This is a genomic window from Vibrio splendidus 12E03, assembly GCF_000272105.2.
GTDB classification, from domain to species: Bacteria; Pseudomonadota; Gammaproteobacteria; order Enterobacterales; family Vibrionaceae; genus Vibrio; species Vibrio splendidus_I.
On the sequence record NZ_AJZD02000044.1, the window covers coordinates 1 to 11,995 of the forward strand.

Here is an 11,995-nt window from a genome sequence, read left to right on the forward strand (position 1 = left end):
CCGCCATTCTTGGCCCTAACGGAGGTAATGTCGGTATCGGCTTTGCAATCCCTTCTAATATGATGACAAATCTGACAGAACAAATTCTCGATTTCGGTGAAGTAAAACGCGGCATGCTTGGCGTTCAAGGCGGAGAAGTGACCTCCGAATTGGCAGAAGCACTCGGTTATGAATCAAGTAAAGGCGCCTTTGTTAGCCAAATCGTCCCTGACAGCGCAGCAGATAAAGCTGGACTGAAAGCGGGCGATATTATTGTCTCTGTTAATGGCAAACGCATTGATACCTTCAGCGAGTTAAGAGCTAAGGTCGCAACACTCGGCGCTGGTAAGCAGATTGAGCTGGGTGTGGTTCGTGACGGTAAGAGCAAAACCTTTGATGTGACGCTTGGTGAATCCACCAATAATAAGACACAGGCTGAGAAGCTCCATGAAGGACTAGCCGGAGCTGAATTAACCAACACAACAGAGAGTGACTCTGCAACGGGTGTCAAGGTCTCAAGTGTTGCTCAAGGCTCACCAGCCGAAGCCTATCAACTTCTGAAAGATGACATCATCATCGGGGTAAACCGTCAAACGGTTAAGAACCTTGCTGAGTTTAGAGAGATTCTTGAAAAACAACCTGGTGTACTGGCGCTTAATATCCAGCGAGGCGACCGAACTATCTACCTTGTAATTCGATAGTCTTACGTCAGCGCAATTACAGGGAGGCCCAGTAAGTTTGCTTTAAACTTACTCAGTCTCCCTTTTCTTTAGATCAATCAAAATGCTATGCTTCACTTGTAATCAAGTCAGTCATCCATTGATGGAGGCTTCAAACCTTACTTGTTGAAGAGGGAAACATGCTGTCCTTTCTATTTCGTTCTATTTCCCTTGGACTCGTTTCAGCGGCGCTTATTCTTCTCGCCTTCCCGAGCTTAAGACCAGCGATTGTCGCTGACGTCACTAGTCCTAAAGTCGATAATATTGGCTCTCTTCAGATTTCATTTAACCAAGCAGTTCGCCGCGCGGCACCAGCAGTGGTTAACATTTATAGCCGTAAATACGCTGAAAGCGATCGAAACAAACTGCTCACTCAAGGTTTGGGCTCTGGGGTGATTGTTAGCGAGAAAGGCTACATCATTACCAACTTCCATGTTGTGGCTCAAGCAGACCAAATAGTTGTGGCACTTCAAGATGGCCGAGTAGCAGCTGCGCAACTTGTCGGTTCAGACAAGCGCACCGATATCGCGATACTTAGAGTCAGCGGTGATAACCTACCAGTGATCCCACTCAACCCTAATTACAAAGCCAATGTCGGTGATGTTGTACTGGCTATCGGTAACCCATACAACCTAGGTCAAACAACAACCTTTGGTATCATCTCTGCAACCGGCCGTTCTTCGATTAGTGCCGATGGCCATCAAGCCTTTATCCAGACCGATGCGGCAATCAATGAAGGTAACTCAGGTGGTGCGCTGGTGAATTCACAAGGTGAGCTAGTCGGTATCAATACCGCGTCTTTCCAGCAAGCTACCGACATGGAAACCTATGGGATCTCATTCGCTATCCCCTATCCGCTTGCTAATAAAATCATGGAAAAGATCATCGCCGATGGTCGTGTGATTCGTGGATATATTGGTATCGATGGACAAGACATCAATTCAGTCACCTCACGCATGTTGGGTACTAAGAATATCGGCGGGATTGTTGTGTTGGGGATAGACCCTAATGGACCGGCTGCCGATGCGGGGTTTGAAGCTCAAGACATTATTGTCAGTATCAACGATAACCAAGTAAATGGTCGCCAGAGTGTAATGGACATCGTTACCGACCTGCGACCGGGTACAGTTATCGATGTGGGTATATTGCGCCAAGGTGAAAGCAAAACTCTAAAGGTGACCATCGCCGAAGATACTCGCCTGTAGAGCAAACTCTGTAAGCATTAATTCAAGCTGCTAATACTACACAAGTACAAAAAACCCAGCTCATAGGCTGGGTTTTCTTTTATCTAAAGATTGTTTCAAGTATCTCTACGATTCACTTTGCTCTTCGATATCGATACGCGTCACTCGCTGTAGTCCTCTAGGCAATAGACCACCACGACGACCACGTTCACCACGGAAGTTTTCAAGATCCGCAGGTTTCAAACCAAGCTTACGTTTACCGGCGTAAATAGTCAGCGTCGCATTCTCTGGGATAGCCATAAGATGCGAGACAAACTCTTCACGCTCTTTTGCTTTCGCAGAAGGGATGTTGATGATCTTGTTGCCTTTACCTTTGCTCAGCTGAGGTAGGTCTTTAATCGGGAACAACAACATACGACCTTGGTTAGTAATCGCCAGAATCTGGTTACTTTCCAAGTCAGCAATCGGGCTTGGCATCATCACTTCAGAAGCTTGTGGCAAATTAACCAAGGCTTTACCGCTCTTGTTCTTAGACAGCAGATCGCTACCCTTACAAACAAAACCATAACCTGCATCAGAACCGACTAACCATAATTGTTCATTCTCTCCCATCACCACTTGGCGAATAGAAGTACCTGGGCTGACGTTCAAACGGCCTGTAATTGGCTCACCTTGGCTTCGCGCCGACGGTAGTGAATGTGACTCAAGGGAGTAGCTTCGGCCATCGCTGCCGAGGAACACCGCTTGCTGGTTACTCTTACCCTTAGCACTCGCTAAGAATCTATCACCAGACTTGTAGTTCAAGCCTTCAGCGTCCACTTCATGCCCTTTGGCATGACGAATCCAACCTTTCTCAGACAACACAACCGTGATTGGTTCGCTTGGCACTAAGTCGCGTTCTGTTAGCGCTTTCGCTTCAGCACGCTCAATCAGAGGTGAACGACGATCATCGCCGTATTTATCTGCATCTGCTTGGATTTCTTTTTTGATCAGCGTATTCAAGCGACGCTCTGAACCGAGTAGCTTTTCAAGCTTTTCACGCTCAGCTTCAAGCTCTTCTTGTTCCGCTCGGATTTTAAACTCTTCTAACTTAGCTAAGTTACGAAGTTTAATATCAAGAATCGCATTGGCTTGAATTTCAGAAATGTTGAAACGGCTCATTAGGACAGGACATGGTTCGTCTTCTGTACGAATGATTTCAATCACTTCATCGATATTAAGATAAGCAGCAAGCAAACCTTCTAAGATGTGCAAACGTGCCAATACTTTATCTAAACGGTACTGCAAACGACGGCGAACCGTTGTGCGACGGAACTCGATCCACTCTTTCAGGATTTGAACTAAGCCTTTAACTTGAGGACGGTTATCTAAACCAATCATGTTCAAGTTAACGCGGAAGTTTTTCTCTAGATCCGTCGACGCGAACAGGTGACTCATCAATTGGTCACAGTCGATACGATTAGAACGAGGAACAACAACGATACGCGTTGGGTTCTCGTGATCAGATTCATCACGCAAGTCGTCAACCATTGGCAGCTTCTTAGCGCGCATCTGGTTAGCGATTTGCTCAAGTAACTTCGCACCTGACACTTGATGAGGTAAAGCCGTGATAACAATATCAGAGCCTTCCTTGTGCCAAACCGCGCGCATCTTGATGCTGCCACGTCCAGTACGGTAGATCTTTTCGATGTCCGATTTCGGAGAGATAATCTCAGCTTCAGTCGGGTAATCAGGACCTTGAATGAAACCCATCACGTCTGAAAGCTCAGACTTCGGCGTATCAATTAGGTGAATGGCTGCATTAGCGACTTCACGCACGTTGTGTGGTGGAATATCGGTCGCCATACCTACCGCGATACCTGTAATACCGTTAAGTAGAATATGAGGTAGGCGAGCAGGCAGCATTTGAGGCTCTTTCATCGTGCCATCAAAGTTTGGTTGCCAATCAACCGTACCTTGACCTAGTTCACCTAGCAGAACCTCAGCAAACTTAGATAATTTCGCTTCGGTATAACGCATCGCAGCGAACGATTTCGGGTCATCCGGAGCACCCCAGTTACCTTGACCATCGACCAATGGGTAGCGGTAAGAGAAAGGCTGCGCCATCAATACCATCGCTTCGTAACAAGCAGAGTCACCGTGCGGGTGATATTTACCTAATACGTCACCAACGGTACGTGCTGATTTTTTGTATTTCGATGCAGCCGATAAGCCCAGCTCAGACATCGCGTAGATAATACGACGCTGTACTGGCTTCAAACCATCACCGATATACGGCAATGCACGATCCATGATCACGTACATTGAGTAATTTAAGTAGGCATCTTCGGTGAACTTGCGCATTGGCAGCTGTTCAACGCCATCATATGTAATTTCGTTAGACATCCATTATACCTCGGCCATATCACCGTTAGTCTGTAGCCATGTACGGCGATCATCTGCACGCTTCTTACCAAGCAGCATGTCCATCATCTCGTTAGTCGCTTCGCTGTCGTCAATCGTTAACTGAACAAGGCGACGAGTATTTGGATCCATGGTGGTTTCACGCAACTGAAGTGGGTTCATTTCACCCAGACCTTTGAATCGTTGCACGTTGATCTTGGCTTTCTTCTGCGATAGTCGCTCAAGCACACCGTCTTTCTCTGCGTCATCAAGTGCGTAGAACACTTCCTTACCGCAATCGATACGATACAGAGGAGGCATTGCCACATAGATATGACCCGCTTCAACCAATGCATGGAAATGGCGAGTAAACAAAGCACATAGCAGTGTCGCGATATGAAGACCATCCGAGTCCGCATCGGCAAGGATACAGATCTTACCGTAACGCAGGCCTGATAAATCATCGTTATCTGGGTCGATACCCAGAGCTACCGAGATGTCATGCACTTCTTGCGAAGCCAATACTTGGTCTGCTGACACTTCCCATGTATTTAGGATCTTACCGCGAAGTGGCATCACCGCTTGGAACTCACGGTCACGTGCTTGTTTAGCAGAACCACCCGCCGAGTCCCCTTCCACGAAGAAGATTTCGGTACGGCTTAAATCTTGAACTGAACAGTCAGTTAGCTTACCCGGCAGTGCTGGGCCTGACGCGATTTTCTTACGCACAACCTTTTTGCTTGCGCGCATACGGCGGTGAGCATTCGCAATACAAGCTTCTGCTAGCTGTTCCGCCAATTGTGGCTTTTCGTTCAACCACAGGCTAAACGCATCTTTTACCACACCAGAAACAAACGCAGCGGTTTGACGAGAAGACAAGCGCTCTTTTGTTTGACCAGCAAACTGCGGATCTTGCATCTTCACCGAGAGTACGTACGAACAGCGATCGAAAATATCGTCGCCCGTTAGCTTAACGCCACGTGGTAGCAAGTTGCGGAATTCACAGAACTCACGCATTGCATCAAGCAGACCTTGGCGAAGACCGTTTACGTGTGTACCACCTTGCTTAGTCGGTACTAAGTTCACGTAACTTTCGGTGATCATGTCGCCGCCTTCTGGCTGCCAGATGATCGCCCAGTTTGCCATTTCTGTTTCAGCAACGAATTCGCCAACATACGGTTCTTCAGGCAGTAAGGTGTAACCTTTCACGCCTTCGGCAAGGTAGTCTTTTAGGCCATCTTCATAGAACCATTTATGCTCTTCGCCACCGACTTTGTCGATAAAGGTAATTTCTAAACCTGGGCAAAGCACTGCTTTTGCACGTAGGTTGTTAATCAGACGAAGTGTCGAAAATTTAGGGCTATCGAAGTACTTAGGATCAGGCCAGAAATGTACTGATGTACCACTGTTACGATGACCACAAGTGCCCGTTACAGTAAGCTCTGTTACGGCATGACCACCTTCAAGTGCGATCTCGTGAACCTGACCTTCTCGGCGTACAGTCACTTCAACACGTTTTGACAGCGCGTTTACGACCGAGATACCTACACCGTGCAGACCACCAGAGAACTTGTAGTTGTTATTCGAGAATTTACCGCCAGAGTGGAGCTTAGTTAAAATCAGCTCAACACCTGAGATCCCTTTTTCAGGGTGAATATCGACAGGCATACCACGGCCGTCATCGGTAACTTCTAACGATTGGTCTGCATGAAGTACCACTTTGATCTTCTTAGCGTGTCCCGCTAGTGCTTCATCGACCGAGTTATCAATGACTTCTTGGGCAAGGTGGTTAGGTCTTTCTGTCTCGGTATACATTCCCGGGCGGTGTCGCACAGGATCGAGACCTTCAAGTACCTCGAGGTCTTTTGCATTATATTGTTCAGTCATAATACGGAGTTTACTCAAAAAGTTTGCGTCAGTTCGCTGGCTCCAGTTTCACTAAAGCAGAATCATTACTATGAACCGTCATAGTAGAGCGAACGAGCGAAGTATTGGGGAATATAGTCTGGAAGCTGAGTAATGATGTCAAGCTAGTTCAAAAACTAAGACATCAAACTATGATATTTCACCATTGATAGATGAAATAACAGGCAAACAAGAGAGAATCACTTGGTTGGTGGAACAGATTAAAGATTTAGAAAGGTGATGATTTGTTGTGGGTAGCGTTCAAAATCAACAAAGCTATGATCCCCGCCCTCTTCTACTGTCTGTGTTGCACCTTGGTACTTCTCTACCGCTTGTCGGTAATCCAGAACTTCGTCTTCCGTTTGCTGAAGTAACCAGAAGTCGCTCGGCTTAGCGATCGCCGAAACCTCTAACGCCTTCAGTTCATCAATATGTTTTGTTTCCAGTACATATCGTTCATCTGTGTATGGGTTTACTTGTTCACCTAAATAGTCAGCAAGAAGCTCATACGGCTTCACTGCTGGGTTTACAACCACCGCTTTAAAACCATAGTGGCTATTCAGCCATGTTGAAAGATAACCACCCAGCGAGCTACCGACCAACGCTATTTGATATTGCTCTTTGTATTGCTCCACCAGCTGCTGCAAATGGAGTGCCGCTTGCTGAGGGAAACTCGGCAGTTGAGGGGTTACAACTTTAATATCAGCGCGATGCTCCGCACAGTAATCTGCCATTACGTTCGCTTTATGAGAACGAGATGAACTGTTAAACCCATGAATATAGAGAAGCAGTGATGGCTTATTAGCTTGCTGATCAGAGCCTGGCATTAGTAACCAGCAGCCTTAAAATCAGGCAAGAACTGCCCATGAGGCAGACGACGAACTTGCGTGCTGACCGTTCCGTCTTGATGTAATTCAATCTCTCTCCAACCCGGAGACAAAGTATCGACCGCGAAGTCATCTGAGTTAGGTTTGAATTGCACACAAGTCGACGGTGTTGCCATGACTTGTACACCATGATGATCTAGGTTCATGTCTTGATGAACGTGACCACACAGTACCGCTTTAACATTGGTGTGCTGTTGAACCACATCCCAAAATTGATCGGCGTCTTTTAGGTTATGTTGATCCAACCATGCGCTGCCCACCAATAATGGATGGTGGTGCAATAGAACCAAGGTATTGCGTTCAGGGAACTCCGTCAGCTTTTGTTCTAACAGATCAAGCTGTTGATCGCTGAGGCGACCATGAGGCACACCAACCACCTGCGAGTCTAGCATCACCATCTGCCAGTTATCGCCTAGCAAGGCATGCTCAACACACTGTATTTGTGGTGATGGTAAAACACTGCCCATATTAGGCTTAAAGTCATGGTTCCCTGGCAGCCAATAGCATGGCTTTTCCAAAGGTTGAATCCCTGACTCAAATTTCTGGTACGACTCAGCACTGTGATCTTGAGAGATATCACCGGTTGCTAAAATCGCTTGATAGTCAAAACCCTGACTAACAATGCCATCGACTACAGCACGAAAGCTATCTTGAGTGTTGATGCTTAATAAGCTGCCATTGCTCGGCGCAAATAAATGCGTGTCCGTTAGCTGCACAAGCTTAATAGTGCTCTCATCAAATTTTGAAGTGTGTGATAATTCCAAAATAACAAATCCAGATACGTTACTGTTTAGACTTTAAAAGTGTTGATAAATCGGCTCAATTAAAAGGCAATTGGGGTTCGGCTGATACCCGTTTTTAAACAAAACGTTAACCATTCCCCAAGAAATTTATTCAATTGAAATTTCTCGTCCTTTTGCAGAAGCTTAGTGTTGGGATAGTCATATTTCGCTTTGACTCGCGAAAAATCCCCGCTAGCGCACACTTCTGCAACTCGAGCGTCGTGATATAGCCTGACAGACATTTTTGGCAAAGGAAACACTGGCATCGCGTCACTCTGACATATATCTATTAATGTGGTGTATTTTGTGACCTCATTCACTGTCAATTGATACACCATATTAACGGCTTGGTAACAGCGAACGTCACCAACCTCATGCCCAACCGGTAACAAAGCGTTCAGTTTGGCATAGTTAGTCTCGTAAACTCGCATCAATTCAGCAAGATCAACATGATACGGTTTTTTGACCGCGATATTTGGCATGACGTTAATCTATCCACTCTGACTGTAATTCTTGGTAGTTCAATTGTAGCCACTGTAGCGCAATGATCGTGGCTCCATTTTCAAATACACCATCTTTTACCAACTGATAAGCAGCTTCGCGACTCATCACTTGTACACGAATATCTTCACCTTCGTAGTCCAATCCGTGTACCCCTTTGGCTGTCGTTGCATCAACACAGCCAACAAAGACGTCGAGCTTTTCAGAGCAACCACCAGATGAAGGATAATACGAAGTAATAGGCAATACAGATCCGACTTCGACTCCGGCTTCTTCCATCGCCTCACGACGAGCGACATCTTGTGGTGATTCATCAGTATCAATGATCCCAGCAACAATTTCGTATTGCCATGGGTTCTTATGCTCTAGGGCACCGACACGGATCTGTTCGACGATCACCACTTCATCACTCACAGGATCATAAGGTAGCAAAGCGGCAGCATGTCCACGCTCAAACATCTCACGCTCTACTGGTTGGCTCCAGCCGCCCTCAAACAGTCTATGTTTAAATGTGTACTTAACCATTTTGAAAAAACCACGAAACAGCGTCTCTTTTGAGACTATTTCCACATCTTGCGGAGTAAACTCATGTCGTTGATTGTCATACTGTTGCATTTGGTACCTCACTAAGTGATCTTTATAGTTTACTCATTGTCCGAGTTAACTACCAAGGATAAGGTTCAACTTTTTATATAAAATTTATAATTAAAGTTAAGTTTTAAAAAATAAATATTGCACAAGTGGACAGTTAAATGTAAAAAAGTGCAAAGTTTCGAGTAAATTACCACCAAACTGGGTTAAACTCTTCTAAAGAAAATTCCATAAAAGGCAGGAATAGGAAAATGAAAAAACTGCTTCCACTATTTATCAGTGCAGCAATTGGCAGCCTGAGTTCGTCAGCTTTTGCTGATACGCTAGCTGAAGTTTACGACCAAGCAAAACAGAACGATCCACAACTTCTTCGTTCAGCAGCGCAGCGCGATGCCGCTTTTGAAGCAGTAACGTCAAGCCGTAGCTCTTTGTTACCGCAAATTAATCTAACAGCTAACTACGATATTAATCGTGGTGACCGAAGCGATATGAGCAATGATAACAACCAATGGGGTGTTGGCATTGGTTTCAGTCAGGAGCTTTACCAGCGTTCTTCTTGGATCACTCTAGACACGGCAGAGAAAACTGCTCGTCAATCTGATTCAGCTTACGCGGCAGAACAACAAGCCTTGATCCTTCGTGTTGCGACAGCATACTTCGAAGTGCTTCGAGCTCAAGATAACCTAGAGTTTGTTCGTGCAGAGAAAGCAGCGGTTGCTCGTCAACTAGAGCAAACTAAACAGCGTTTTGAAGTAGGTCTTTCAGCAATCACCGATGTGCACGATGCGCAAGCTCAGTACGATGGCGTTTTGGCTGATGAAGTTCTTGCAGAGAACGACCTAACAAATAGCTACGAAGGTCTTCGTGAGATTACAGGTCAGGAACACTCTAACCTAAGCATCCTAGATACTGATCGTTTCTCAGCGAGCAAATCTTCTGAATCTGCAGTTGCACTTGTTGAACAAGCAGAACAAAAGAACCTTAGCTTATTGGCTGCACGTATCTCTCAAGATGTAGCGAAAGATAATATCTCTCTAGCAAGCTCTGGTCACCTACCAAGCTTAACGTTAGATGGTAGCTACGGTCTTGCAGAACAGACAGACAGCTCTAACAGCGTAAATGACTACGACTCTGACAACCTAAACATCGGTTTGAACTTAGTTGTACCTCTTTACACGGGTGGTAGCACAACTTCTTTGACTAAACAGGCTGAATACAACTACGTTGCAGCAAGTGAAGACCTAGAAGCGACTTACCGTAGCGTTGTAAAAGACGTACGTGCATTCAACAACAACATCAGTGCTTCGATCGGTGCTCTACGCGCTTACGAACAGTCTGTAGTGTCTGCTCAGTCTGCTCTAGAAGCAACAGAAGCTGGTTTTGATGTAGGTACTCGCACTATCGTTGACGTACTAGACTCGACTCGTCGTCTATACGATGCGAACAAAAATCTTTCAGATGCTCGTTACAACTACATCCTAAGTGTACTTCAGCTTCGTCAAGCAGTTGGTACGCTAAGCGAACAAGATATTGTTGATGTAAACGCAGGTCTAAAAGTAGCAAGTAAGTAACTCTTAATTACTCAAGTTGCCGTTACAAAAATGCCGCTCATTGAGCGGCATTTTTATTATCTGTCGAATATTGGTATTGAGCGCTAAAACTTAGCCTCGACCACCTTTAATCGCTTTAATGATTTCAGTGGTAGAGCAACCATCTTCAAAGTTAAGTACTTTCACTTCACCACCAGCGGCAATCACTTCCGCACCACCAGCGATCTCTTCAGGTTTGTAATCACCACCTTTCACAAGAATGCTTGGCAATACCTCAGAGATTAAACGTTGAGGTGTATCTTCAGAGAATGGTACAACCCAATCAACCGCACCTAAGCCAGCCAATACCGCCATACGACGATCAGTTGGATTCACAGGACGACCTGGACCTTTCAAACGTTTTACTGATTCATCAGTATTAACCGCAACGATCAAACGATCGCCCAACTCAGCAGCATGATTCATGTAAGAAACATGCCCAGCGTGCAGAATATCAAAGCAGCCATTGGTCATAACCACTTTCTCGCCTTTCGCACGAGCACGCTTCACCGCTTCAACCAGTGCTGCTTCAGAGATAACGCCGTAGTCTGTATCTTGGCTACCGTGAATCGCTTCCGCTAATTCTATCGTAGACAGTGTCGATGTACCTAGCTTACCAACAACTACACCAGCAGCCGCATTCGCTAATGCACACGCTTCATCCAGAGGTTTACCAGCAGCAACAGAAGCTGCAAGGACAGAGATAACCGTATCGCCGGCACCTGTGACATCGTACACTTCCTTGGCTTGAGTCGGTAAGTGGAACGGTGCCTGACCTTTACGCAGCAGAGTCATACCGTTCTCGCTGCGAGTCACCAGCAATGCTTCAAAGTCGTATTTTTCGATTAAGGCAATGCCTTTCTCGATAAGGTCTTCTTCAGATTTAACCTTACCTGCAACCAACTCGAACTCTGCCATGTTTGGCGTAAGCAACGTTGCACCACGGTAACGCTCTAAATCAGCCCCTTTTGGATCGATGAATACCGGAACATTCGCTGCACGCGCTTTTTGAATAAAGCTCTGCACGTGCTCTAACGCACCTTTTGCGTAATCAGATAGAATTACCGAACGCACATTTGGCAGCGCTTGCTCCATGCGAGACAGTATCAATTCAGGATCCGTATTCTCGAATTTGTCTTCAAAATCAAGACGGATCAACTGCTGACCACGACTCATCACACGCAGTTTAGTAATGGTTGGGTAGTCTTCCAACTCAACGAAATCACACTTAACCTTTAGTGCGCCTAAGGTATTTTTTAACACCTCAGCAGGCTCATCTTTACCCGTTAAACCAACGACATGAGCATGGCCACCAAGAGAGGCAATATTCATTGCCACGTTGGCAGCACCACCAGGACGCTCTTCGTTATTTTCTACTTTCACAACGGGAACTGGTGCTTCTGGTGAAATACGGCCAGTTGGGCCATACCAGTAACGGTCAAGCATTACGTCACCGACAATAAGAACACCTGATTG

At 45.9% G+C, this 11,995-nt stretch carries 10 protein-coding genes; 3 read left to right on the plus strand and 7 right to left on the minus strand.

From position 1 onward, the window contains the following. Positions 1-680 (plus strand): PDZ domain-containing protein (locus tag A142_RS04485; RefSeq protein WP_019824169.1); only part of this gene is annotated, 680 nt, incomplete at its 5' end. Positions 681-838: 158 nt separating this feature from the next. Beyond that, a complete protein-coding gene (gene degS, locus A142_RS04490) occupies positions 839-1,903 on the plus strand; it encodes an outer membrane-stress sensor serine endopeptidase DegS (protein WP_017061430.1) in 1,065 nt (354 codons plus the stop codon). 105 nt (positions 1,904-2,008) lie between these two features. On the opposite strand, the gene parC is transcribed toward degS, so the two are convergent. From parC to nudF, 6 genes are all read right to left on the minus strand, one after another. After that, a complete protein-coding gene (gene parC / locus A142_RS04495) occupies positions 2,009-4,267 on the minus strand; it encodes a DNA topoisomerase IV subunit A (RefSeq protein WP_019824172.1) in 2,259 nt (752 codons plus the stop codon). A 3-nt stretch (positions 4,268-4,270) separates the two neighbouring features. After that, positions 4,271-6,151 carry a DNA topoisomerase IV subunit B gene (gene parE, locus A142_RS04500; RefSeq protein WP_017061428.1) on the minus strand — a complete coding sequence of 627 codons (1,881 nt, stop codon included), beginning with the start codon at positions 6,149-6,151 and terminating at the stop codon, positions 4,271-4,273. A gap of 239 nt (positions 6,152-6,390) precedes the next feature. Next, on the minus strand, positions 6,391-6,996 hold the full coding sequence (gene yqiA, locus A142_RS04505; protein ID WP_019824174.1) for an esterase YqiA: 606 nt from the start codon (positions 6,994-6,996) through the stop codon (positions 6,391-6,393). Further along, positions 6,996-7,820, minus strand: coding sequence for a 3',5'-cyclic-AMP phosphodiesterase (gene cpdA, locus A142_RS04510; protein WP_019824176.1), 825 nt, complete (start codon positions 7,818-7,820; stop codon positions 6,996-6,998). Before cpdA ends, yqiA begins: the two co-directional genes overlap by 1 nt. Positions 7,821-7,879: 59 nt before the next feature. After that, positions 7,880-8,320, minus strand: coding sequence for a DUF1249 family protein (locus tag A142_RS04515; RefSeq protein ID WP_008222561.1), 441 nt, complete (start codon positions 8,318-8,320; stop codon positions 7,880-7,882). A gap of 4 nt (positions 8,321-8,324) precedes the next feature. Next, positions 8,325-8,954, minus strand: a complete 630-nt coding sequence (gene nudF, locus A142_RS04520) for an ADP-ribose diphosphatase (protein WP_019824180.1) — start codon at positions 8,952-8,954, stop codon at positions 8,325-8,327. 227 nt (positions 8,955-9,181) lie between these two features. Here nudF and tolC point away from each other — a divergent pair, with 227 nt between their 5' ends. After that, positions 9,182-10,501, plus strand: a complete 1,320-nt coding sequence (gene tolC, locus A142_RS04525; protein ID WP_019824182.1) for an outer membrane channel protein TolC — start codon at positions 9,182-9,184, stop codon at positions 10,499-10,501. 90 nt (positions 10,502-10,591) lie between these two features. On the opposite strand, the gene hldE is transcribed toward tolC, so the two are convergent. Continuing rightward, a partial coding sequence (gene hldE, locus A142_RS04530; RefSeq protein WP_019824183.1) for a bifunctional D-glycero-beta-D-manno-heptose-7-phosphate kinase/D-glycero-beta-D-manno-heptose 1-phosphate adenylyltransferase HldE occupies positions 10,592-11,995 on the minus strand: 1,404 nt, incomplete at its 5' end.